Source organism: Candidatus Darwinibacter acetoxidans, assembly GCF_041936445.1.
In the GTDB taxonomy this organism is placed as follows: Bacteria; Bacillota; Limnochordia; order Darwinibacteriales; family Darwinibacteriaceae; genus DTU010.
This window is the reverse complement of sequence record NZ_JBHGXH010000107.1, coordinates 1-23716: the sequence shown is the minus strand read 5'-3', so window position 1 is coordinate 23716 and position 23716 is coordinate 1. Positions and strand designations below refer to the sequence as shown.

20 protein-coding genes are annotated in these 23716 nt (G+C 58.8%); 11 read left to right on the top strand and 9 right to left on the bottom strand.

Going from position 1 to position 23716, the window contains the following annotated elements:
• Positions 1-251 precede the first annotated feature (251 nt).
• The 3 genes from ACE4YL_RS03540 to ACE4YL_RS03530 all read left to right on the top strand — a co-directional run bounded on the left by ACE4YL_RS03540 (position 252) and on the right by ACE4YL_RS03530 (position 5097).
• Complete coding sequence (locus ACE4YL_RS03540) at positions 252-2042, top strand: DUF2207 family protein (protein ID WP_461365604.1); 1791 nt, start codon at positions 252-254, stop codon at positions 2040-2042.
• A 29-nt stretch (positions 2043-2071) separates the two neighbouring features.
• Complete coding sequence (locus ACE4YL_RS03535; protein WP_461359246.1) at positions 2072-3385, top strand: Ig-like domain-containing protein; 1314 nt, start codon at positions 2072-2074, stop codon at positions 3383-3385.
• 128 nt (positions 3386-3513) lie between these two features.
• Positions 3514-5097, top strand: coding sequence for a methyl-accepting chemotaxis protein (locus tag ACE4YL_RS03530; protein WP_461359247.1), 1584 nt, complete (start codon positions 3514-3516; stop codon positions 5095-5097).
• Between the two features lie 38 nt (positions 5098-5135).
• Here the strand turns inward: ACE4YL_RS03530 and ACE4YL_RS03525 are convergent, their stop codons facing one another.
• From ACE4YL_RS03525 to ACE4YL_RS03495, 7 genes are all read right to left on the bottom strand, one after another.
• Complete coding sequence (locus tag ACE4YL_RS03525) at positions 5136-5390, bottom strand: hypothetical protein (RefSeq protein WP_461359248.1); 255 nt, start codon at positions 5388-5390, stop codon at positions 5136-5138.
• 1 nt (position 5391) lies between these two features.
• Positions 5392-6420, bottom strand: a complete 1029-nt coding sequence (locus ACE4YL_RS03520; protein WP_461359249.1) for an ABC transporter ATP-binding protein — start codon at positions 6418-6420, stop codon at positions 5392-5394.
• Positions 6413-7396, bottom strand: a complete 984-nt coding sequence (locus ACE4YL_RS03515) for an ABC transporter ATP-binding protein (RefSeq protein WP_461359250.1) — start codon at positions 7394-7396, stop codon at positions 6413-6415. The genes ACE4YL_RS03520 and ACE4YL_RS03515 overlap by 8 nt, the downstream gene beginning before the upstream one ends.
• A gap of 3 nt (positions 7397-7399) precedes the next feature.
• Entirely contained in the window at positions 7400-8731 is a 1332-nt protein-coding gene (locus ACE4YL_RS03510) for an ABC transporter permease (protein ID WP_461360264.1), read from the bottom strand.
• The gene (locus ACE4YL_RS03505; RefSeq protein ID WP_461369232.1) at positions 8728-9861 is read right to left on the bottom strand and encodes an ABC transporter permease; all 1134 of its coding nucleotides are present in this window, start codon (positions 9859-9861) and stop codon (positions 8728-8730) included. Before ACE4YL_RS03505 ends, ACE4YL_RS03510 begins: the two co-directional genes overlap by 4 nt.
• A gap of 99 nt (positions 9862-9960) precedes the next feature.
• Complete coding sequence (locus ACE4YL_RS03500) at positions 9961-12426, bottom strand: ABC transporter substrate-binding protein (RefSeq protein WP_461369231.1); 2466 nt, start codon at positions 12424-12426, stop codon at positions 9961-9963.
• Between the two features lie 293 nt (positions 12427-12719).
• Positions 12720-13739: a YheC/YheD family endospore coat-associated protein gene (locus ACE4YL_RS03495; RefSeq protein WP_461365355.1), complete on the bottom strand. Its 1020-nt coding sequence runs from the start codon at positions 13737-13739 to the stop codon at positions 12720-12722.
• Positions 13740-13903: 164 nt separating this feature from the next.
• Between ACE4YL_RS03495 and ACE4YL_RS03490 the strand changes: the two genes are divergently transcribed.
• Entirely contained in the window at positions 13904-14155 is a 252-nt protein-coding gene (locus ACE4YL_RS03490; RefSeq protein WP_461359255.1) for a hypothetical protein, read from the top strand.
• 134 nt (positions 14156-14289) lie between these two features.
• Here the strand turns inward: ACE4YL_RS03490 and megL are convergent, their stop codons facing one another.
• Positions 14290-15489: a methionine gamma-lyase gene (megL, locus tag ACE4YL_RS03485; protein ID WP_461359256.1), complete on the bottom strand. Its 1200-nt coding sequence runs from the start codon at positions 15487-15489 to the stop codon at positions 14290-14292.
• A 173-nt stretch (positions 15490-15662) separates the two neighbouring features.
• Between megL and ACE4YL_RS03480 the strand changes: the two genes are divergently transcribed.
• From ACE4YL_RS03480 to ACE4YL_RS03460, 5 genes are read left to right on the top strand one after another with little or no spacing between them, the layout of a single operon-like run.
• Complete coding sequence (locus ACE4YL_RS03480) at positions 15663-16337, top strand: nucleoside deaminase (RefSeq protein WP_461359257.1); 675 nt, start codon at positions 15663-15665, stop codon at positions 16335-16337.
• 10 nt (positions 16338-16347) lie between these two features.
• Entirely contained in the window at positions 16348-17052 is a 705-nt protein-coding gene (locus tag ACE4YL_RS03475) for an HAD family hydrolase (RefSeq protein ID WP_461365358.1), read from the top strand.
• Positions 17053-17056: 4 nt separating this feature from the next.
• Positions 17057-17680 (top strand): cyclase family protein, encoded by a 624-nt coding sequence (locus ACE4YL_RS03470; protein WP_461359258.1) that lies wholly within the window; start codon positions 17057-17059, stop codon positions 17678-17680.
• Between the two features lie 13 nt (positions 17681-17693).
• Positions 17694-18608 carry a hypothetical protein gene (locus ACE4YL_RS03465; protein ID WP_461359259.1) on the top strand — a complete coding sequence of 305 codons (915 nt, stop codon included), beginning with the start codon at positions 17694-17696 and terminating at the stop codon, positions 18606-18608.
• Positions 18609-18617: 9 nt separating this feature from the next.
• Positions 18618-19868, top strand: coding sequence for a M48 family metallopeptidase (locus tag ACE4YL_RS03460; RefSeq protein ID WP_461368803.1), 1251 nt, complete (start codon positions 18618-18620; stop codon positions 19866-19868).
• Positions 19869-19942: 74 nt separating this feature from the next.
• On the opposite strand, the gene ACE4YL_RS03455 is transcribed toward ACE4YL_RS03460, so the two are convergent.
• A complete protein-coding gene (locus tag ACE4YL_RS03455; RefSeq protein ID WP_461359537.1) occupies positions 19943-22012 on the bottom strand; it encodes a sodium-translocating pyrophosphatase in 2070 nt (689 codons plus the stop codon).
• Between the two features lie 279 nt (positions 22013-22291).
• Between ACE4YL_RS03455 and ACE4YL_RS03450 the strand changes: the two genes are divergently transcribed.
• A complete protein-coding gene (locus ACE4YL_RS03450) occupies positions 22292-23077 on the top strand; it encodes a nitroreductase family protein (protein ID WP_461365263.1) in 786 nt (261 codons plus the stop codon).
• A 58-nt stretch (positions 23078-23135) separates the two neighbouring features.
• Positions 23136-23716, top strand: a 581-nt coding sequence (gene pepT / locus ACE4YL_RS03445; RefSeq protein ID WP_461369230.1) for a tripeptide aminopeptidase PepT, incomplete at its 3' end; no start/stop codon positions are given.

Here is a 23716-nt window from a genome sequence, read left to right as displayed (position 1 = left end):
CTCACGAAGTACAGTGTCGGGATTGTGTCGCAGTTCTACGAACGGCGGTAGATTCTTCAGGAGCGGTGTACGCGGCCCGTACGCACCGTTCTGTGAGAGGAAAGCCGCTAGGCTGATCACCTAGCGGCTACCTACTCGATTGGCGCGTTTAGGGTATTCTTTCCGGGAGCAGGATCCCTCCTGCGGTTAGAGAAGTGTAGAAAATGTAGGAGAGCTGCTGATTTGATCGCTTGAACAGGGGAGGAGATGCGGTGAGATCCTGGCTGTGCTGGCTTGTTGTCCTTTCGTTCCTGATCGTTCCCGCCCTTGGTGAGACCCGCAGCTACGAACTGCTGGACCTGCACATTGAGGCCCAAGTGGGGGCCGATGCGGTGGTGCGCATCACCGAGACCCTCAGGGTGAGGTTTGAGGGCACCTATTCCGGCATGTTCCGGTACTTCGACACCTCCCGGGACATCGCCATTAAGGATCTGGAGGTCGCAGAGGGAGGCTTTTCCTACCGGCGGCTGCCTGGGGAAACCCCCGGGGAGCCCGGCACCTACTTCGTGCAGGAGCAGGATGGGCAGGTGCTGGTGGACTGGAGCTTCAGCGCCACCGATGAGGTGCGGGAGTTTACCATCAGCTACACACTGCACAACGCCATTTTAAAGCACAACGATGTGGCTGAGCTTTACTACCAGTTTGTGGGCAGCGGCTGGGATCGGCCCTGGCAGCGGGTGCAGATCGTGCTCACCCTACCCCAGGGTGCAGCCCCGGATCAGGTGGGCGCCTGGGGCTATGGGCCCCGGCACGGAAGGGTCACCGTGGAATCCCCCAGCCGCATAGTCTGGGAAGTGGAGCGGCTTCCCGCCGAAACCTTTGTGGAGGGCCGGGTGGTCTTTCCCAATGCCCTGGTGCCCCTGGGCACCAGATACACCAATGAAAACGGGCTGGAGCGCATTTTAGGCGAGGAGCAGCGCCGGGAGGAAGCCAGGCGCCGGACGGAGGCGCGCCGGCGGCTGGATCCCTACGTGGCGGCGGTAGTCTTTGTTGTAGGTTATCTTCTAGCTTTCCAGATCTGGCGCAGCTACGCCAAGCCCGCTCCGGGGTACAAAGAGAGGTACTACAAAGAACTGCCAGGGGACTATCCCCCTGCGGAGCTGGCCTTTTTGCTCAGGCGAAACGTCCAGGGACAGGATTTCACCGCTACCCTGTTGGATCTGGCCCGGCGGGGTTATCTCAGTATTGAAGAAATAACTGAGCTGCAGGCCAGAAGCGGCAGGGGGGAAGCGAATTATAGATTTAGGAGGCGGGAAGTGTCCAGGCAGGACCTGGTAAAACTGCGCCCCTATGAAACTCAGATTCTGGAGCTGCTCTTTGCCGAAGGGAACCGGGAAGAGCTGACCCTGGCGGAGCTGCAGGAGTACGCCAAAGAAAAGGCCAAGGACTTCGCCGCTTTCTGGAAGGAGTGGGCGGAGGCGGTGGAAAAGGCCGCGGCGGAGCACGGCTTCTTCGACAAAGAGGCGGGCAAGCGGGCCTCGTGGTTACTGGTGCCGGGCTTTGGCTTACTGCCTGTGGCGGTTGTCGCCGCAGCCCTGGAGATGTTCATCACCGCCCTGGTCATGGGCATCCTGGGCCTGGCCGTGATTATTCTGGTGGTGGCCGCCTTCACCCGCCTGTCCCCCGCAGGCCGGGAGCAGTATACCAAATGGCAGGCCTTCCGCCGCTATTTGAAGGAGTTCTCCCGGGTAGACCAGGTGCGTATCGGCTCTTTGGGCATCTGGGAGCACTACCTGCCCTACGCAGTCACCCTGGGCGTGGCTGACCAGATGCTCAAGCAGCTGGAGCTGCAGATCCCCTCCATGCAGCAGGGGGATCACCGCTTCGGGTACCCTTGGTTGATCTACCACAGCTGGTCTGGGGTGCATCCCGTGAGCCGCATGACCAGCAGTCTGGAAAAGTCCCTCACCAGCGCAACGCTGCCGCAGGGGGTAGGGGGCAGCGGAGGCTTTTCCGCCGGCGGCGGGGGAGGCTTTGGCGGAGGTGGAGGCGGGGCCCGCTGATCCGCGAACTTGGGAAGGAGAGAACTACGATGAAGAACAGGTGGACGTATACCCTGATCATAATTACAGCGCTTTTGGGCTTGACACTGACCCCCGCCGCCTCAGGGGCAGAGCGAGTGGTCGTCCTGGATTTTCTGGCCTTGGATTCCCAGGGCAGCTATATCGATCCCCTCAGCTTCACCCAGGGTGATCTGGTGGGCCTGTCCAAGATCATGTCCCAGGGCATTGCCGCCAGGCTCGTGCAGTTCGGCGAGTTCGACGTGCAGGATAGCGTCTCTTTACGGGAGGAGCTCGCGGACCTGGGATTCGCACCCGACACCCCCGCGTGGGATAGGGCCCGGGCCATTTTGACCGCGGGTCTCGCCGATCAGGTGATCACCGGTTCCCTGACCCTGCTGCAGAATACTGCGGTGGTGGGCGTTCAGCGTTTCCAGCTCGCGGGAGCCGAGCCGGTTTTGGTGGGGTCAGCCCTGGCCAGCGCCGCCAGGATTCAGGACGCCCCCAATCTGGTGGACAGCCTGCTCACCGATTTATTCCCACCGCAGGTCCAGGTCATCGAGCGGGCGGTGGAACAGGTTTTTGTAGTGCCCGGGCAGGTGCGCCTCAACCTGGGGCAGTCCAAGGAGCTGACCGTCTATGCCCTGGATTCCCTGGGCAGGCCCGTTTCCAGTCCCGAGTTCCTCTTCCTTTCCAGCGACGAGTCGAAGGTCGCGGTGGACGAACGGGGAGTAGTGACCGGTTTGCAGCCGGGCACGGCTACCATCACCGTGCGGGCCATCACCAAAGGGACACGGTCCGGTTCACCAGCGGTGATGCAGGTGACCGTGCTGCCGCCCACCTTCGGCGTGCGGGTGGGCAGTGTACTTCTGCCCAGGGGTGAGACCCGCTTTCCCGTGCGCATCGGGCTGCGCCTCACGCCCACCATCGACCAGAAGGGGAGCCAGACCAGTGCTCCGGACCTCACGCCCAAGGATGCTATTCCCTCCGACAGCTCCAATCCCCTGGGGATCATCTCTTCTTTCTTCGGTTCCATGCTCACCAACGGGCTGATGACCATTGACCTGGATTTTGACCCGTCCCGTGAGCTTCTGGTATCCTTCAGCGGGGTGCAGCGTTCCAGCGGAGGCTATCTGGGGGCCGGAGTGGGGTATGTCACTCCCCTGGATAATGTGGAATCCCAGAAGGGCTTCATTCTCCGCTTTACCGTGGGTACCCAATACCGCGCCACCAACCGGCTGGCGGTGCCGGTGGAGGCGGTGATGGATGCCGTTTTCCCCACCACCAGCGTGTTCAGCCCCAGTTTCCGCTTGGGGATCAACATCGGTTTTGATCTCTTCCCGTGATCAGGGCTGCAACCGAGGTGGGCCTTTGTGAACCAATAAACTTGCTGAAAGAAACGCCCAGGTGCAGGAGTTGCCAGAACCTGGGCGAATCTTTTATTAGTAACCCTTATAATTAACGGGAGGTCGGAGTGGGTGTGCTGAGACTGTCCATTGGCAAGAAGTTGGGGTTGGGGTTTTTCGTTCTCATCGTGGCCATGGCTTTGGCTAATGTGGTGAGCATTTTCGGCACCAGAGCCATCCTGGACAGGTGGGAGCTGTCTGAGGAACTGGAGGTACTCCATGTTGACCTCCAGCAGCGGGAAATCGAGCATCTGCAGTGGGCCATGCAGCTCCAGAATCATCTGGTCTCCGGGTCGGTGGAAGGTTTTGCCATTGAACTTGATCCCACCCGCTGCAATCTGGGAAGGTGGTTAGCCAGCGATCAGTTCCAGCGCCTGCAGGAGCAGTACCCTGCTTTGACCGGCGAGTTTGAGCAGCTCCTTCGTTCCCACGTGGAGCTCCACACCTCGGCCCGGGACATCAAGGGCCTTCTGGAACAGGGAGAGGCGGCAGAGGCGGAGAGGGTTTACCACAGCGTTACCGCGGCGAGCCTGGCCCAGATCCGGGGCATCCTGGATCGCCTCCGGGGAGAGCTGGCCCGGGATGCGCAGGGGCTGAGCAGCGAAGTGCGCCAGCTGATTAACTCCATCATCCGGCAGTTGATCATCATCGGCACGGCGGGGATTGTCATAGCCTTGGCCGGGGCGATCCTCGTCACCCGCAGCATCACCGGGCCGCTGGCGGTGCTGAAGGGGGCGGCTCTGCAGGTGGGGGACGGCGATCTCGGGGCCAGCTGGACCATCAAGTCCCGGGACGAGATTGGCGATCTGTCGGATTCCCTCAGGGCAATGGCCGCCAATCTGCGCCAGCTGGTGAGGGGCGTTCAAGAGAGCAGCGAGCATGTTTTTGCCCTCTCCCAGGACCTCTCGTCCATGGCGGTGGAAACCGGTGCAGCCGTTGAAGAGGTGGCCAGCACCGCCAACGAGTTTTCCGGCACTTCGGTAACCATGGCCCAAAACACTGAGCAGATGCGGGCCAGTGCCGACCAGGCCATGGGCGAATTGGAACGGGGACTAGGACTTTTGAAAACCGCGGTGGGGGGCGTGGCCAGCGCCAGGGAAGATGTGGTGCATCTCACCACAGCGGTCAACAGTTTGGCGGAGCGGTCTAGAGAGATCAGTGCCATCGTGGAGCTGATCACAGACATCAGCGATCAGACGAGCCTTCTAGCCCTTAACGCAGCCATCGAAGCGGCCAGGGCGGGGGAGAACGGACGGGGCTTTGCGGTGGTGGCCGATGAGGTGCGTAAACTGGCCGAGCAGTCCCGGGAGGCCTCCGGTCAGATCGCCGAGCTGATCCGGGAGATCCTCAGCGGTACCGAGGAGACCATGGAGCGCATGGCCAAGGCCGATGGCAGTGTGCAGGAGGTGGCGGAGCAGATCCAGTTCACCGGCACCACCTTTGAGGGTATCAGCAGGACCTTCCAAGCGGTGGCTGCGCAGGTGGGTAGAATTGCCCAGGCGGCCAAAGATGTGGGGAGAGGCAGCGAGGAGATTGCCGCGGCCACCCAGGAGCAGTCCGCGGTGGTCAACTCCATCGCGGAAAACTCGGAGAAACTGGCCACGCTGGCAGGGGAACTGCAGCAGCAGATCAGCCGCTTCCGGGGCTTTTAGAAAAAAAGAGCCGTGTCTTGGTCAGACACGGCTCAAGTTTACTTCTGGTAATCATCGTAGTACTCATCTTGTTCAGCGAACTCTTTTTCGGCCCGAGCCTTTTGGATGTTCATCCGGATGTGGCTCATTGCGCCCAGCATTCCGAGCATGAAGCCCCACAGCGTAACGCCATACATCAGCAGGCTGAACCAAATGGGGGAGGGAATCAACCCGACCACCTGGCCGAAAACCACCAGCCAACCTACCCCCAGCATGATCCCGCCGATGAGCATCTGGCGTTTGGTGCTGCGCATCTTAGGCCTGGTCCTTATACAGCCAGCAGGCTACGGCATGGTCGTCCCGCACTTGGAACTCCGGCGGAATCTCCACATCGCAGAGACCCTTGATCATGTTCCGGCAGCGGGGATGGAAGCGGCAGCCTGGAGGCGGATTGAGCAGGCTGGGCGGTTCGCCCGCGGGCACATCCTTAAAGGATTTCAGGTTTTCCGCATCCGGATCGGAAGTGGCTTCAAACAGTGCTCTGGTGTAGGGATGCAGAGGTTCCTTTAAGAGTGCTTTGGTGGCAGACTTCTCGATGATCTTGGCGCCGTACATGGTGAAGATGCGTTCGGAGAAGTACCGCACTGTGGACAGGTCGTGGGTGATGTAGATGATGGCTAGGTTGTGCCTTCTCTGCAGCCCCTGGAGGAGCTGGAGAATCTCCACCCTGACCGAGGCGTCCAGCATGGAAACGGGTTCGTCAGCGATGAGCATCTTCGGCTCCAGGATCATGGCTCGGGCGATCACCAGGCGCTGCTGCTGTCCGCCGCTGAGCATGTGCGGGAACTTGGGCAGGAAGTCTTCGATGGGAGCAAGCTTAACTTCCTCCAAAACCTGCTTAATCCGCCTGGCTTGTTCCTTTTTATCCTTGATGCCGTTGATCTTCATGGGCTCCTCCAGGATCCTCTTCACGTTCATAAAGGGAGGGAGGGCCCCATAGGGATCCTGCATCACATAGCCAATATTGGAACGGTACTGCTTCCAACCCTCTTTATCGAGCTGGCTCAGGTCTTGACCGTCAAAGTAGATCTTACCCTTGGTGGGCTGATGGATGCCCAGAATCGTCTTGGCCAAGGTACTCTTACCGCAGCCGCTTTCGCCCACGATGGAAATGGTTTCCCCCGGGTACAGCTCAAAGGAGACTCCATCCAGGGCCCTGACATCACCGACTTTGAAGAAGCCCATGCGGCGAACTTCGAAGTAAGTGTGCAGGTTTTCCACCCGGAGAACGGGCTTCTGGGCCTGTGCTTGTTCTGGTGTAAGTTTCACAGCTACGCTAGGCATGCTTCACCTCTCCCATCTCGTCATAGAGCCAACACTGTACAGACGCTCCGCCTTCCAGTTGAATGTTTCTGGGATGAGTGGAGCATTTCTCAAACCTCTTCTCGCACCGCTCGGCGAAGCGGCAGCCCGTGGGCGGGTTGATCAGGGAAGGAGGCTGGCCTGGAATAAAGGCTAACTCCTTGTCTTCCCGCAGCGTGGGCACGCTGGCCATGAGCTTCTGGGAATACGGATGATGGGCATCGGTGTAGAAGTACTCGGCGGAGGCATACTCGATCATCTCGCCGGCGTACATGACGGCTATCTCATCCGCGAGCTCACTGGCGGTGCCGATGTCGTGGGTGATCAGGATGAAGGTGGTCTTGAACTCGTGCTTAACCCGCTTAAGGACGTTCATCAGGTTGGCCTGGGTCAAAAGGTCCAGAGCCGAGGAAGGCTCATCCAGGACCACCAGCTTCGGATTGGAAGCCAGGGCCATGGCAATGGCTGCCCTCTGCCGCATACCGCCGCTCAGTTCGAAGGGATAGCGGCTGAGGAAGTCCAGGGGCAGGCCCACAACGGCGAAGGCATCCTTCACCCGCTGGGCGGCCTCCTGCTTGCTGATGTCCTCGTGAATAAGCAGGGGTTCCATGAGCTGATCCTCAATGCGGATTACCGGATTGAGGGAGTTCATGGACGCCTGGGGAACCATGGCGATCTTGCTCCAGCGGATCTCCCGGCGGAACCTGTCATCATCGTATTTCATGATATCGTCGCCATCAAAGATGACCGAGCCGCTGTATTCGGAAACGTTGCGGGGCAAAAGGCGTAGAATCGCCTTGGCCAGGGACGTTTTGCCGCAGCCAGATTCCCCCACCACCGCCAGGGTACGGCCCTGTTGGAGCTGGAAACTTACTCCGTCCACTGCCTGGACAGGACCGCTTCTAGTGCGGAAATGCAGCTTCAAGTTGCGAACATCTAAAAGAACGTTGTTGCTCATACTCTATAACCCCCTCAGACGTGGGTTGAAGATGCGGTCCAGAGCGAAACCGAGCATGACGAAGCCCAGCCCGGCTAGCATCAACAGGAACGCTGGCTCCAAAACCCAGTAGAAGTGTCCATTGATCAGGGCGCCGTTGGTTTGGGCGTCGCTGAGCAGTTTACCCCAGGTGGGCAGCAGCGGGTCACCCAACCCCAGCACCGAGAGTGTGGCTTCCATAAACACGTAGGAAGGCACCTGGATCACAAAGGACGGAACCAGAACCGGCAGGATCCTGGGGACCATGTAGCGGAAGATGATCCGCGCGTTGCCTGCTCCATAGGCCCTGGCAGCTTCGATATAACCTGATTCCTTCACCTGGAGGAACATGGAGCGGTAGCTCAGGATACCGGAACCGAAGATACCCAGGGCGATCACAACCCCCAGGATTACCCAGATACTTCGTGAGTAGAACAGTCCCACCATGATCAGGATGGGCAAGAGCGGCAGGATCATGACCACTTCATTGATGCGCCGGATAAACCAATCCACCCAACCGCCGAACCAGACCGCTGCCGCGGCCAGCATCATGGTGGTGAGCGAGGAACCCACCGCGGCGATCAAACCGAAGGAGAGGGCAACTGGAGCGCCCCAGAGCAGGGCCACCGTCAGATCCCGGCGCCGGTGGTCTGTACCGGCCAAACCGTGCAGCTGACCGTAGACTACCACGGAAGCTTCCACCGTGGAGCCTTCCTCGAAGACCATGCCTTCAGCCAGCACTTTGTAGGTACCCTTCAGCGGTTTGCCGGGGTTGTTGGGATCGCTGAACAGGCCGATTTCCGGCTTCACACCGCCCAAACGCCGCTCCAACCTTGAATCCTGGGAGATGCGGTAGGTTTCACTGGAGCGAACCTGTATTTCAGTCAGGGGGATCTCCCGGCCATCTGGTGTGACCCAGATCAGGTTGACGTTGGGTCTGGCTGCCTGGAAGGTCGCCTGCAGGAATACGGCCAGCTCCGAGGGGAAGCGGTCGTAGGTGTACTCGAACTCAAGGATGGTATCTACTATTTGCACACCGCCGCCTAGGTCCACAACTGTTTTCTGGGCGTCTTCATCGGACGTTCTGCGCACGATGGTGACTGGCCTTTTCTCTTTGTAGAAGTAGTTAAACCAGGCGGGGCGGGCGTTTCTCGGCGTTTCCAACCAGACGTTATCTTCGCCGCGCCACAGCCGCACCGCTTCACTGTAGGGAATAGCTATCACTGCGTAGATGGCCAGGGCCACCAAGAACAGGATAATGAAAAGTCCAAAAACTGCAGAGGGGTAGTTCCTAATCTGCCTCAAGGCGTTCTTCATGATCTATTTCCACCTCCACCTAGTTTCACCCGTGGATCGACTATGGAGTAGATAATGTCGAGCAGGAACAGGGTGACCGCTAAGAGATAAGCATAAATAACGGTGTTGGCCACGATCACGGGCGTGTCATAGAGGTTGATGGCCTGCTGCGTCAATCGGCCAATGCCCGGCCAGGCAAACACTGTTTCCAGAACAATGGCGCCTACCCACAGGGTGATGATCATCAGGGAGAAACTGGTGATGATGGTGGGTAGTGTGGGTCGCAGCACGTAGCGGCGTTCAATCTGCCGGTCGGATAAGCCCTTGGCCTTGGCCATTTCCACGTAGTCTTCGCTGGAATAGATGAGGAAGAAGGTTCGCCAGGAATAGATCGAGGCAAAGATGTTGGCGATGAACATGGACAGAACCGGCAGAATCATGTGTTTGGCGATACTTAACGCCCGCGGCAGAGGCTCCTGCGGAGGTGGCGCATCAATCATCCCTCCGTAGGGCAGCCAGCCCAGGAGGGCAGCGAAAATAAGAATGAGGAAGAGACCGTAAAACCACGCGGGTGCAGCGCTATTGGGCGCCAACGCAATCACCAGTTTATCCAGGAACGAACCGTAGCGCCGCGAGAGGAAGAGGGCCACAAACAGCGCACAGAAGAACAGAAGCAGCTGACTGGTACCCATCAGGAGGAGAGTGGACGGCAGGCGTTCTCCGAGGATATTGCGTACCTGTCTAGAACCGCTGTCGCTGAGCAGATACTCCGCGGAGCCCAGGTTGAGGGTTAGTCCATCCCACAGGTACTCGAAACTCCTGATCATGAACGGCCGGTCCAAGCCCAGCTGCTCCACGCGCACCCTAACGCGCTCCTCTTCGAGCTGTTTGCGCTGCTGGACAGTGAGAAGGGCCATCTCGGGATCGGATCCCATTTGGAGAATCACCTGTTCCCTGATCTGGCCTATGCGCATCTGGTCCACATAGCCGCCGCCGTTGGCGATGAGGATGGTGAGATAAACAGCGATCACCACAGTGACGAGGAGGGTTAAGCCCCGCACTAGGGTGTATCGTAAAACTCTGCTTAGGTTACTACCAGCACCGCTGCGTCTTGGGACGGCCCGTGCTTGTGTAGCTTCCACGTTTAGCATAGGTCATATACCTCCTGGTATCCATCTGGACTAGAAAATGGAGGGCGCGGACTCCGCGCCCTCCGCTAGAATCCAGGCTTAGATTCTGGATCTCCTACCTTAAGGCAGTGTCACGAATGTGTGTGCGTCGAAGGTTGCAGCCGCCACCAGGGTGGGCAGGACGATAGCCTCAATCCGGTTGGAGCCCACAGGCAGCTGAGCGGTCTGTTCGCCGGTGAGGACGATCTCGAAGAGACCATCAGCCACAGGCGTACCGATACCGCTGGCAGCCACGGCTCCCGTAGCGTCGAGAACGATGAACTTCACTTCTTGAATGTGCTCGACTGCGTAGGGTTCACCCTTGAAGCTGATCTCAACCTCGAACCTGACCTCATCGCCGGCCTTCACACGGCTGGGTCCAGACATCTCGACCTCAGCGATGCGAGGCTCGTCGAACATGGCCCACTTGTCGGCAGGCTCAGAGTACTGCTCGAATCTCTTGAGGTGGACCATTCTCTCGATGGGATAGCACTTCTCGAGGTACATGGGTCCGTTGCCGATCCAGAAGTGGCCTTTCTCTTCGTACCAGGCCTTGGCGTTGGCGTAACGCTCAGCAATCTCCTCCTCGGTAATCCAATCCTTCAGGACGTGCTCCCAAGGCAGGTAGTTGTTCTCGATGGCGTAGTCGAGCCACTTAGCCAGAACCGGCAGGCTGGGTCCGGTGTTGTAGCCGAGCCATTCGATGTCGAGCTGAGTAGCCTTGCTGGCGCTGAAGGCCAGTTCGCCGGCTCTTTCAGCCAGGATACCCAGGGCAAAGGTATGCCAGGGCTGGTTGCCGTAGTTGTAGAAGGTGGCGAACGGGTCGCTGATGTTCATCTCAGCGTCAACGTACCAGCTGAGGCTGTAGGACTCAACTACCAGCGGATCTACCGAGAGAATTCTCCAGCCGCGGGCGTTCTCCATGGCTGCTGCCAGGTCAACGGCGGCGGATTCATCGTACAGCTCGCTGCCCTCAAATGCCTGATCCCAGCTGAGGATGGTGGGCAGGAGGATGTCCATGATGCTGTACTTGCTGCCGTCATGCCACAGTACTGTGTCATACAGATCCTCACGATAGTATACCACAGTCTTCCGTGGTGCGGTCAAGCCTTCGGGATACTTCTCGCCGACGGTGATGAAGCGCTGCTCGTTACCATCCCAGTACAGCCAAGCATCCTCGGGTACTACGATTTCTTCAGCAAACTCCAGGGTTACCCAATCGGACTCTGGAGACTTGGCCACAGGGAGGCCTTCCTCCACGGTCACTTCGATGCGCTCAATCCTGTGCGGCATGTAGTTACCGGTGTAGGGGTTGGACACAAAGCCACGGTCGAAGGTGGCCCTGATGGCCAGCTGGTCGAAGGACCAGTTGGAACCGGCTACGGGGTTCCAAGGCTCAACCAGTACCTGCTGGGAACCCATGCGGATGGTGCCGCCGATTTCCTCGCCGCGGCGGATGGTGCTGGGCCAGAGGTGGGTGGAACCGATACCTTGAGCCAAGTCAGATGCCACGGAGATCTCGGCACGGCGAGGAATGTAGGAAATCTCGTCTATCGTGTAAACGCGTGGCGAATCCAGCAGCGACAGCTCCAGGGCACGAGCGTAGAGATCGTTGCGCTCTTCCATGGAGGAGAAGTTCTTGTAGTAGAGGATCTCGCAGAGCTCTTCCAGCTCAGGAATGGGATCCATGGCCAACCAGAGCGGGGAGGCTTGACCGGCACGATGGAACATCTGGCGGAAGATATGGCTCTGGTCACGGTATACGGCACCGGCTACCCAACCGCCGGTGTAGACGTGCCACTGGCCAAGTGCGGGATCACCCAATAGCCAGATGGGGGAGGCCTCAGCACTGGTGCGGTAGTCTACCCTGGTGGCGAAGCCCAGCTTGCTCAGCTGCTCGGATACATAGTCGCCCACCAGACGGCGTTGGTCCTCGATACGGGCCAGGATGATGATTTCGATGGGCTGGTCGTTGTAATGCCAGATACCATCAACCAGCTTGGCACCGTGGTTCATCATCTCTTCCCAAATGATCTGCTTGCCGGTCTCGAAGTCGTGGGCATACTTGAACTCGAGGGCACGGGCAGTCTCAACCACGCGGGCATAGTCAACATAAGCGGGGTTGAGCATGAGAGTCTTCGGCTGTGCCAGACCTTCGTAGAGCTCTTGGGCGATGTAGTCGCGGTCGATGATGTAGTTCATCGCCTCGCGTACCCGGCGGATTCCGAAGGGGTTCAGGCTGCCATCTTCAAAATGCAGCACCGGGTTAAAGGTGAGCTCGCTGTAGGAACCGAAGGTTACATAGTAGTCGAGATTCGGATCCTCGATGACCGTTTGGAAAGGAACGGCATCGGAGCTGGTGGATGCATAAATGTCGATGTCACCAGTTTGCAGACGGGAAATAGCGGTGTTGATGTTCGGCTCTTCGACAATGATTACTTCATCTACCCAGGTTCCCATCCTCTTCTCTTGGGCCAAGGCGCCGAAGGAGAGGATGCAGACTAATGCAACCGCTAACAACACAAAGGTTGTCTTCCGCTTGAACAATACAGGTCACCTTCCTTATCTGAAATTATGATGAACACGATTCCGACAATCCCCGACACTCGCTAGCAGCGATCACCCCCTTGGTGCACCACGCACCGTACGATTCTTCCACTTAGTCCAGGTAAAGCTTGCGAATGTAATTCCACGTCCGAAGCGAATATCCTTCTTAAAAGCGCGCTGAATAGGTTATTCCCTCGCGCCCACGGTAATAATTAAAGACTTAAGGCTAAAATCCTGCTAAGAAATTGTTGATTTGTGCCGGTTTGTGCCCGCGGGCACACTCCGATAACCCTTCATCCGACGGAAGAACAGAGGTGTAAAGCGTAGCTCAGGGGGCTCTCGTAAACCCTTTTCACAAGTTCGGTAGCACCCAATGCTCCAAACATGCTTTTCATCGGTTTGCCATTTAGTTCAATAATCCAGATCTTTCCGGCTGTGTCCAGGCAGAAGTCCACGCTCACTTCGCCCAGGGAACCCAGGGCCCCCTCCGCCAGCTGGGCGGCCTTGAGGCTCAACTCCTCCAGCTGCGGGAGGAAGGACGTTTCTGGGAAAGCCTGCTCCAGAGCCCTGGCGGCCGGCAGGATGGCTTGGCTGACGTTGGTGATATAGGAGTAGCGCAGGGCCACGCGGCTGAGGGCACCGGAGGGCTGCCAGGTGCCGGCCGCGTCTTTCTGAACCAAGATGCGCACATCGAAGATCCGGCCGTCGATGGCGGCTGCTGGTATAAACTGCTGGATCAGCCAGCCGCTGTCGGCCGCCTCCTCCAGCCAGGTGAGCAGTTCATCTACTCCCCCAAAGGTCGCGATGGGAGATTGGGTGCCGTGGTGCACCAGCACCCTCTTCCCACGTTTTCTGATGAGGTAGATGGCCAGGCCCATGTGCCCTGTGCGGGGTTTGAGGATGACCTGTCCCAGGTCTTTCAGCAGTCCGCGGAGGCCTTCCGGGCTGTAACCCTGACTGCGGGGCAGGTGGGGCAGGAGTGGCGAGCGGCTTAGGGCTTGGTGAATGGTCAGTTTGTCGAAGCGGGTGACATGGTTGAAGACCTTGTTTTTTCCCACCAGGAGTTCCAGGCGGTTTACCACTTGGGGCTTGGGGCCGTAGAAGCGGTTATAAAACGCCCTGGGCAGGGGCACAGTGGCCAGCTGCCAGCTGGCACCATCCCAAACCAGGGCCTCAACCTCTTCAGTTGACCAGTTGATGCGCCGGGGCGTGACGATGGCCAGTTCCACGCCGAGTCTCGATGCGGGCCCCCCATAGGCGGGGATGGGCTGGAAAAAGGGAGTGAGCAGACCGATGCGCCTTTGTTCAGCCATGGCAGTACCTCCAAGGAGCTTAATTGATCCATAGTACTGTCCAGCCGGCGGGCTGCCCTAGCGTACCGTTCCCGATTCTCGCCGGTGGGCTTTGCAATCAGTACTCCAGGGCCATGGCTCTCCACCGGCCCCGCTCATATAGTGGGGAAGAAGGAGGGATGAGCATGGGTGTGAGAAATCTCTGCTGTCGCTGCCCAGAAGCGTGGGCCAACTTCATCAACCGCTGGGTTTTTGTACTGCTCACCAATGATGATCAGTTTCTGATGGATACTCAATGGCAGCTGAGGCAGGTGCAGGAGACCTATCTCGTGCTGCGGCGTCCAGTGGCCGATCTGGATGGGTGGCAGAGGGTGGCCATTCCTTGCCAGCACATCGCCGCTTTGGTGGAAGCGCCGCCACCGCCGCTTGCCGTGTAGGGCCAAAGAGAAGGCCCCGGGAAGTCCATCCTAGGCGATAGATTTCCTGTCTCTGGACCTCCCTTGCATCTAATACAGCGACTACTATTATTAGTGTAGAAACACCACCAGCTTTGTGCTGGTGGTGTCGCTCTTTAGGCTAGGGTATCCAGGACCGCCTGGAGATCCCGGATGATGTCTTCCGGATCCTCCAGGCCCACCGATAACCGCACCAGGCCGTCGGAAATGCCGCACTTGGCCCGTTCCTCCGGTGGGTAAGTGGAATGGGTCATGGAGGCTGGGTGCTGGATGAGGGTTTCCGTATCGCCCAAGCTCACCGCCAGGGTGCACAGCTTGACGTTGTTCATGAGGGTCACCCCCGCTTCCACGCCTCCCTTCAGTTCGAAGGAGATCATGCCGCCGGGCAGGCGCATTTGCTTTTGGGCCAACTCCCGCTGGGGGAAACTGGCCAGCCCCGGGTAGTAAACCGCGCCCACAGCCGGGTGGCTTTCCAGGAACTGCGCCACCTGCTGGGCACTCGCGCAGTGCCGCTCCATGCGCAGGGCCAAAGTCTTCAGGCCCCGGCAGACCAAGTAGGCATCGAAGGGGCTGAGTACCGCGCCTGTTATATCTTTGATCCCATAGTAGCGGACCTGATCGATGAACTCCTTGCTGCCCACAACGAGGCCGGCAATCACATCACCATGGCCATTTAGGTACTTAGTGGCGGAGTGCAGCACCACATCTGCCCCCAGCTCCAGGGGCCTCTGCAGGTAAGGTGTACAGTAGGTATTATCCACAAAAACCATACAGCCTGGGATCTCATGGGCCAGCTGGCTGATGCCTTCGATATCGGCGATGGTCATGGTGGGGTTAGCCGGGCTTTCTAGATAGACTACCTTAGTATTAGGCCTCAGTGCCCTGCGCACCGCCTCCAGATCGGAGACATCCACAAAAGTGGTCTCAATTCCGTATTTGCTGGCCCCGTGACTTAAGAACGCAAAAGTGCAGCCGTAAAGCGCTTGGCCCGCCACCACGTGATCCCCCGGTTCCAGGGCGGTCCAGAGGGCTGAGGTAATGGCACCCATCCCTGAGCCGGTGGCCAGGGCCGCCTCACCCCCTTCCAGCAGGGCGACTTTGCGCTCCAGCTCCGCGGCGTTGGGGTTACCCAAGCGGGTATAAATGTAACCCTCCTCTTCCAGCGCGAACCTTCTTGCTCCCTGCTGGGCGGATTCGAACACAAAGGTGGAAGCTTGGTAAATAGGGGTAACCAGCGCTCCAGCTGCATTTTTCTCCTGTCCTCCGTGAATGGCCTTGGTGGAAAAACCCATCATCTCATACTCTTTGGTCATCATTTCCCCTCCGTATTACATCCTGTTAACTTCATTATACACTATTGTAACAACAGGGGAAAGGACCCTGGGGACAAGGGGAGATCTTTCTTTCGAAAATCGTCGGTGCACAAAACAGGAAACAGCCGTTCGGGGTCGAAGTAGCCTGGAAAGAACGCATGGCAGGGGGTCTTGTCATGTTTATGCAGATCGATCCCCTCTGGCGGGAGGCCTTTGCCCTGGCCTGGGAGGCCTTTTGCCGGGGGAATGTCCCTGTGGGCTGCTTGATTGTCAATGGAGCTGGACAGGTGGTGGCCCGGGGTCAAAACGCCATCTTTGATGACCATACCGTTACTCCCTTAGCCGGAACGGATCTGGCCCATGCGGAGATGGTGGCCTTGAGCAGATTAAGGATAGCTGAGCATAATACCACTGATTACACACTGTATACCACCCTGGAGCCCTGTCCCATGTGTTTCGGTGCCATCGCCATGACGGGCCTGAAACAGGTTCGCTACGCAGCTCGGGATGGCGTGGCTGGCTCGGCGGTTTTGAGCAGGGCAACGCCTTACCTGGTGGGTAAGCGGATCACTCTGCTTTGGGAAGAGTCTCCCCTGGAAGTGTTTCAAATCGCTCTTTCCACCGCCTTTGAACTGGAGCGACAGCACCCCAAGCAGCAGAGGACCTTGGGCGCCTGGCGCGCCCACTGCCCGGCGGGGGTGCAGGTGGGAGGGGATCTTTTTGCCCAGGGTTATTTTTCCACAGCTGTGCGGGACCGCTGGCCAGTGGAGCAGGTGTACGCCGAGGTGATGGCGAATCTGACCGCAAAGTCTGGAGCGGAGGCGGCCGCCGGCTTAGGCGAGGTGGATTAGCTTGAGAGCGGTGCTGTTTGATCTGGATGGAACTTTGCTGCCCATGGATATGGATCTTTTCCTCCAGGAATACCTGGGAGAGCTGGCCCTGAAGGCCGCCGCCTGCGGCTATGAACCTGATAAGTTGGTGGATGTGGTCATGGCCGGGGTGGAAGCCATGATCGCAAACGATGGGTCCATGACTAACGAAGAGCGCTTCTGGCAGCTGTTCCTCTCCCGTTTCGGCGGGGAGCAGGAGGACCATCTCCAGATGTTTGAAGACTTTTACCGCAACGAGTTTCGCGGGCTGGCCCGGATTGTCCAGCCCTGCCCCTGGGCCCGCCGGGCAGTGCAGCTGTTGAAGGCCAAAGGCTATCCCTTAGTGCTGGCCACCAATCCTCTCTTTCCCCGGATGGCTACCCTGGAGAGGGTGGCCTGGGCAGGTTTAGATCCGGCGGATTTTGTGCTGATCACAACCTTCGAGAACTGCCGTTTCACCAAGCCCAACCCCGGTTACTTCCTGGAGATCCTGGAGGTGATCGGTGCCCAGGGGCAGGAGTGCCTGATGGTGGGTAACGATCTGGTGGAAGATCTGCCCGCTGTGCAGCTGGGTATGGAGCTGTTCTTGGTCACCGACAACCTGATCAATCCCCAGGGCATGGACTATTCCCACATCGCCCATGGAAGCCGCCAAGAATTGGTGGAGTATTTAGCCAAACTGCCAGATAGGAAGTGATGCCGTGTCTAGGATTTACGATCTCAGCCATCCCTATCAGCACCAAATGCCGGTTTACCCAGGGGACGATCCGGTTGTGCTGCGGGAAAAGCGCAGCGCGGCCAAAGACGGGTACACCCTCTATGCCCTCCAGACCGGCTTGCATGCCGGAACTCACCTGGATGCCCCCCTGCATTTTTTAGCCGAGGGCAGGATGATTGCCGATCTGCCCCTGGATCTGTTTGCAGGCAGAGGGCGCCTTTTGGATGTGCGGGGTGAGGATCCCATCAGGTACCGGGCTGAGTACGGAAGTTTAGTTGGCGAGGATGACGTTGTCCTGCTCTGGACCGGCCACAGCGCAGCTTGGGGTACAGCAGCTTACTTCCAGCAGCACCCCACGGTCCACGAAGAACTGGCCCGCTTTTTCGTTCAGCGCAGGATCAAGCTTCTAGGCATGGATCTGCCTTCCCCCGATGGTCCTCCATTCCTGGTCCACAAGACCCTGCTGGGTGCGGGAATTCCCCTGTTGGAGAATCTAACCAATCTGGAACAGCTTGAGCAGCTGTCCAGCTTTGAGGTGATAGCCTTTCCCCTCAAGATCTGCGCGGAGGGCTGCCCCGTGCGGGCAGTGGCCAGAGTTTTAGCTTAAGGAGGAGAACAACATGGAACGGGCCTACGCATGGCTGCGGCGCTACGGCCGCCCGCTGGAGCTTGCCCTGTGGGAGTATTTCTTCAGCGGCGGCCCCAAGGAGAATGTGCTCAGGTGTCTGGCCGCTTTTCAGAATGCGGATGGGGGATTCGGGCACGGCCTAGAGCCGGACTTTTGGCTGCCCCGCTCTTCACCCATGGCCAGCTGGATGGCTGGCCAGATCTTAGTGGATATCCAGGCTGACCCCGAGGAGGGCATTGTGCGCAGGCTCCGGGACTACCTCCTCGGGGCCAAACAGGTACAGCCGGGTATGTGGCCCTCGGTTCTTCCGGAAAACAACGCTTATCCCCACGCTCCCTGGTGGGAGTGGACGGAAGCTGCCCAGCAGGATTGGATGTTTAACCCCAGTGTGGAGCTGGCAGCCTTTCTGATCCACTGGTCCGGCGGGGAGGGACCTGAAGCTGACCTCGGCTGGTCCTCTCTGGGGGCGGCCTGTGAGTACCTGCTGGAAGCGGAGAGTGTGGAGTGGCACGGCTTGAAAAACTACTGGCAGTGTCTGAAGCTGCTCCGGCCCTTCAAGGAGAGGTTCCCCGGGGAGGTGGGCTGTTCCTTTGGGGAAGTGGAAGCGCAGGCGAGGGCTCTGATCCTGGAAGTGATCGATCGTGATCTGGCCAGTTGGGGAAAGAGCTACAAGCCCTTACCTCTGGACTTTGTGAAAAGTCCCGCTGACCCCCTCTATCCAGAACTTAAGCCTCTGGTGGAGGAAAACCTCCGCGTTTATCTGCGGGATCGGGATGAAGACGGGATCTGGGATATCACCTGGGGTTGGCAGCACTATCCGGAAGAGTTTGCCGTGGCCCGCCGGTACTGGCAGGGGATTTTGGCGGTGGAACGGTACCGGGTGCTCAACGCTTTTGGCTCTCTGTGAGGTGAAAACATGAAGTGGCTGGTTGCTTCCATCGCCGTGGCTTGTTATCTTTTGGATCTGGCGCTGATCGTGCTCAACCGCGGGTACAGCCAGAGGCCGCTCCCCGCTGAGGTGCGGGATGTCTACGATGAAGGGCTGTACCGGCGCTGGCAGTCCTATTTCTTCGAGACCCAGAGATTCGCCTTGGTGCGCAGCACTGTCAATTTGCTGGTGCATTTGGCCTTTCTCCTGGTCTTGGCTGAACCCCTCAGCCACTGGACAGGCCGGCTGAATGTCCACCCCATCTGGCAGTCCCTGCTTTTTCTGGGCATCTACTACACCTTCACCACTGCTCTGGCCATTCCTCTGGATGCCTACCGCATCTTTTCCATCGAAGAACGCCACGGCTTTAACCGCCGCACCGTCAAGATGTATGTCCGCGATCTTCTGGTGAGCTATGCCGCTTCCCTGGGCCTAGGTGCTGTGCTGGTGGGTGGGGCCCATGGCTTGTACCTGCGCTTTGGTGGACGGCTTTGGACATTTCTGCTCGTGCTCGGGGCGGCCAGCTTGGCGGTGCTGCTTTTGGCCCGGGCCTTTTGGGGCAGGATTTCCATTCGGCTCTTCTACAAGCCCAGGCCCCTGCCCCCAGGTACGCTGCGCAGCAGAATTGAAGAGCTGGCCGCGGCCCACGGTTTTAACGCTAGATCCATCGCGGTGATCGACACCTCGACCCGCTCCAGCAAACTGAATGCCCTGTTTACAGGCTTGGGACGCACCAGGGAAGTGATGTTCTTCGACACACTCCTGGACAAGCTTTCCGAGGACGAGATCGTAACTGTCATCGCCCACGAGCTGGGCCACGCGGTGCACGGCGATATGCTGGGGCGTGCGGTGCGGCTGGGGGTGGGCTCGGCGCTGTACGCGCTGGGTATGGGACTTGTGCTCAGCAGCCCTGGCCTGTTTAAAGGTTTCGGCTGGCCGGAAGTCCATTTCGGCTTGGCCGTCGTTCTCTTTCAGATCCTGTTTGTTCCGGTGGGGCTGGTCTGGGGCATTGTGGGCAATTACTTCTCCAGGCGGGAAGAGTACAGGGCCGACCGTTTTGCCGCGGAAAACACCGATCCCCAGTGGACCATTTCCGGCCTGAAGAGCATGCACCGGGAGAATCTGATCAACCTCAATCCCCACCCCCTCTCGGTGCTGCTGTATGCTTCCCATCCCACCTTGGGTCAGCGCATCAGGGCCCTGGGGAGAGTGGGGGTGAAGGGCAGTACTGCAGGTTAATGGAAGGTCATGCTTGTTGGAGCTGAGGACGAAAAAGGGAGGCTGGCCGCTATGCGGGCCAGCCTCCGTCACTTCTAGAAGATGGAAAAGAGGATAAACAGCCCTGCGGCCAGGGAGGAGACCAGGGAGACGACGGTGATCTGGGTGTTGATGGATGGGCCCGCTGTATCCTTAAACGGGTCGCCCACCGTGTCGCCCACAACCGCAGCTTTGTGGGCCGCGGAGCCCTTGCCGCCGAAGTTGCCTGCTTCCACATACTTTTTGGCATTGTCCCACAGGCCACCGGAGTTGCTCATGAACAAGGCAATGAGCAGGCCGCTAACGATATTGCCGGCGAGGAACCCGCCAATGGCTCGGACACCGCCGATAAAGCCCACCGCCAGGGTGGCCAGGATGGCCATGAGCCCCGCGGGGATGAGCTCCCTCAAGGCGCCAGTGGTGGCAATATCAATGCAGCGGGCATAGTCCGGCTTAGTTTTGCCCTCCTTAATGCCCGGCATCGTTTCGAACTGTCTGTGGATCTCCGCGACCATGCGTTCCGCATTGCGGTTTACACCCAGCATGAGCAGGGCAGAGAAGACGGCGGGAACAGCGGATCCCACAATCAGGCCGAAGAAGACCAGGGGATCCATAACATCAAAGCCTTGCAGCAGCTCCAGGCCCCTGGCCGCCAGAACTTCGTTGGCCTCGGAGAGGAACGCGCCCAACAGGGCGATCACAGTCAAACCGGCGGCACTAATGGCGAAACCCTTGGTAATGGCTTTCACCGTGTTGCCCGCGCTGTCCAGGGCATCGGTGATGTCCAGCGCTTCCTCACCCAGGTCAGCCATTTCCACCAGACCCCGGGCGTTATCCACAATGGGCCCGTAGGCGTCGTTGGAGATGATCATGCCCACGATGGAGAGCATTCCCACCGCTGCCACCGAGATCCCAAACAGCGCGTCGGTGATGGTGGTGGGATCCACACTATTTGTGATCAGGAAGGCACCCAGGGCGGAGACGGCAATGCCAATCAGGGCCGGGAAAACGCTCAAGAAGCCGTAGCTCATACCGGAGATCATGGTGAAAGCAGGTCCCGACTGCGACGCGGAAGCCACCTGCTGCACCGGCTTGCGCAGGTCGTTGGTGAAATAGTCGGTGGCAATACCGATGATTACGCCTACGCCCAGTCCCAGCATGGCTGCTGCCCAGTAACGCCAGCTGAAGTCGAAGATGGCGGTGGCCAGACCGGTGATGGCCACGAAGACCGCGGTGGTGATGTAGGTCAGTTTGTTCAAAGCCGCGGTGGGATCGGCGCCCTTGCTGATCCTGGCCACCAGTACACCGATGATGGAGGCTAAAAGGCCAGATGCTGCGTAGCAGAAGACCATCTGCGTGAATTTGCCAACTCCCCCATCTAGGGCCAAGGCCAGCACCACAGCTGCGGAGAGGGAGGCTACATGGGAGTCAAAGAGGTCTGCGCCCATGCCAGCCACGTCCCCCACGTTGTCCCCTACGTTGTCTGCGATAACCGCGGGGTTGCGCGGGTCGTCTTCGGGGATGCCCAGTTCAACCTTACCCACGAGATCTGCGGAGATATCCGCGGTTTTGGTGAAGATGCCGCCGCCCGCTTTGGCAAAGAGGGCCAGCGAAGAGGCTCCGAAGCTGAAGCCCAAGGTCATGGCCGCATCGCCAGTCAAGATCATGATGCCCGTAACACCGAGGAGGCTCGCGCCGACCACGGCCATGCCCATGACCGCTCCGCCCCTAAAGCCGATCATAAAGGATTTTTCCATGCTTTCGGTAGCTGCGGTGGCTGTCCTAGAGTTGGCAATGGTGGCTATATTCATGCCAATTTTCCCTGCCAGACCCGAAAACACGGAACCGGCGATGTAAGCTATGGCCATGAAAATGTTCCGTTTGGGTTCCCCGTGCCAGATGGGCTGGGGCAGGAAGAGTAGAATAGCTACCGCCACGATCAGCACGAAGTAGCTTAGCAAGCGATACTCCCGCGCCAAGAACACATTAGCCCCTTCCCGGATCAGCGCGGCGATTTCCTGCGTTTTCTTGGTACCGGGATTCTGTCTGCTCACCCAGGTGTACAACCAAGCAGCGGTGGCAAACGACAGCAGAGCAACAACAACCGATATGGCAAACCAGTTCATGTTTATCCCTCCGTTTGAGACGATGCACTCCGACTGACGCTAACCGCAACTCTTTGCTTAACCGCTAGGTCTTCATCCTACGACGTCATCCCCTTCTGTTGGGAATAGCCGAGTCCTTCGGCTGATGGTACAATATACACCACTGCCCATATTCGCCCCAAAGATCACCTTACCCTGCAGAAAAGTACACTGGGTGCGCATCTTCTTCCCGAGGAACGAAGAGGAAGTGGCGCAGCGGCCCCGAATTCCCACCTTGATAGTCCACTCTCACGAAAGGAGCTGTTCACCATCAACCCAGTCCTCCAGACAATTCACGGGCGAAGTTCCCTGCGGGTGTACCGGGATGAACCCATTCGCGCCGAAGACCTGCAAGTTTTGCTGGAAGCTGTGCTGCGCGCCCCCACTGCGGGCAACATGATGCTCTACTCCGTTTTGGTGATCGAGGATCAGGCCACCAAGGAAAGGCTGAGCCAAACCTGCGATAACCAGGCCTTCATCGCCAAGGCGCCGCTCATTCTCGTGTTCTTAGCGGACTACCAGCGGTGGTTCGACTATTTCCACCTCTGCCAAGTTCCAAAGTTCTGTGCCGAGAAAGGACTCAGCTGGCGGGAACCTGATGTGGGCGAGCTCTTTATTGCCCTGGATGATGCGCTGATCGCCGCGCAGACCGCGGTCTTGGCCGCGGAAAGCCTAGGGATCGGCAGCTGCTATATCGGGGATATCATGGAGAACTATGAAGTGCACAGGGAGCTCTTGAACCTGCCTGAGTACACTTTTCCCGCAGCCATGCTCTGCCTGGGTTATTATCCCCACGACTATCAGCGGAGGCCGCGCCCCCGTTTCGCCCAGGAGTACATCGTCCACCGGGAGGGCTACCGCCGCTTGGCCGGGGCTGAGCTGCGGCAGATGTTCGCAGGGGTGGAGCAGGACTTTCCCGCCAAGAACCGCTTCGGCGCGGCCAACTTCGGCCAGTTGATGTATGCCCGCAAGACGGGCAGTGCCTTTGCCCAGGAGATGAGCCGTTCCATCCGGGCGGCCTTGAAAAACTGGCAGGGCGGCAGGTAAAGCGCGGGCCGCCTCGAAGAATCACTGAGAGTACTGCGTAGTAAAGGGAGGAAGAACAATGCGGGCTTACGAGAGGCTTTTGCGGTATACGAACTACCCGGCAGCATCGGATGGCACCAGCTCCAGCTGCCCCAGCACACCGGAGCAGCTGGACTTCGCCCGGGCTCTGGTTGAGGAAATGCTCGGCCTGGGCATTGCAGATGCCCACGTGGACGAGCATGGCTATGTGTACGGCACCCTGCCAGCCAACATACCCAACTGGGAGGGACCGGTCATCGGCTTTATCGCCCACATGGACACGGTGCGGGATGTACCTTACCAGAACATCAAGGCCCGGGTGGTGGAGAACTACGACGGTGGAGAGATTCTCCTCAACGCCGAGGAGAACATCGTGCTCAGCCCCGCTGAATTTCCCGTTCTCCGGGATTATGTGGGCAAGGATTTGGTGGTGACCGACGGGACCACCTTGCTGGGCGCGGATAACCGGGCCGGCATCGCCGAGATTTTGACCATGGCGGAGATCCTGCTCACCGATGAGAGCATCAAACACGGCACGATCAAAATCGCCTTCACCCCCGATGAAGAGATCGGGCGGGGGGCGAACCGCTTTGCCGTGGAGCAGTTCGGTGCCGACTTCGC

Bases quoted from the DNA above. Each gene is read 5' to 3' on its own strand.
- ACE4YL_RS03535 (WP_461359246.1), top strand. From the start codon at position 2,072: ATGAAGAACAGGTGGACGTATACCCTGATCATAATTACAGCGCTTTTG.
- megL (WP_461359256.1), bottom strand. From the start codon at position 15,489: ATGATGACCAAAGAGTATGAGATGATGGGTTTTTCCACCAAGGCCATT.
- ACE4YL_RS03515 (WP_461359250.1), bottom strand. From the start codon at position 7,396: ATGAGCAACAACGTTCTTTTAGATGTTCGCAACTTGAAGCTGCATTTC.
- ACE4YL_RS03505 (WP_461369232.1), bottom strand. From the start codon at position 9,861: ATGCTAAACGTGGAAGCTACACAAGCACGGGCCGTCCCAAGACGCAGC.
- ACE4YL_RS03525 (WP_461359248.1), bottom strand. From the start codon at position 5,390: ATGCGCAGCACCAAACGCCAGATGCTCATCGGCGGGATCATGCTGGGG.
- ACE4YL_RS03520 (WP_461359249.1), bottom strand. From the start codon at position 6,420: ATGCCTAGCGTAGCTGTGAAACTTACACCAGAACAAGCACAGGCCCAG.
- ACE4YL_RS03480 (WP_461359257.1), top strand. From the start codon at position 15,663: ATGTTTATGCAGATCGATCCCCTCTGGCGGGAGGCCTTTGCCCTGGCC.
- ACE4YL_RS03510 (WP_461360264.1), bottom strand. From the start codon at position 8,731: ATGAAGAACGCCTTGAGGCAGATTAGGAACTACCCCTCTGCAGTTTTT.
- ACE4YL_RS03460 (WP_461368803.1), top strand. From the start codon at position 18,618: ATGAAGTGGCTGGTTGCTTCCATCGCCGTGGCTTGTTATCTTTTGGAT.
- ACE4YL_RS03495 (WP_461365355.1), bottom strand. From the start codon at position 13,739: ATGGCTGAACAAAGGCGCATCGGTCTGCTCACTCCCTTTTTCCAGCCC.
- ACE4YL_RS03465 (WP_461359259.1), top strand. From the start codon at position 17,694: ATGGAACGGGCCTACGCATGGCTGCGGCGCTACGGCCGCCCGCTGGAG.
- ACE4YL_RS03490 (WP_461359255.1), top strand. From the start codon at position 13,904: ATGGGTGTGAGAAATCTCTGCTGTCGCTGCCCAGAAGCGTGGGCCAAC.
- ACE4YL_RS03455 (WP_461359537.1), bottom strand. From the start codon at position 22,012: ATGAACTGGTTTGCCATATCGGTTGTTGTTGCTCTGCTGTCGTTTGCC.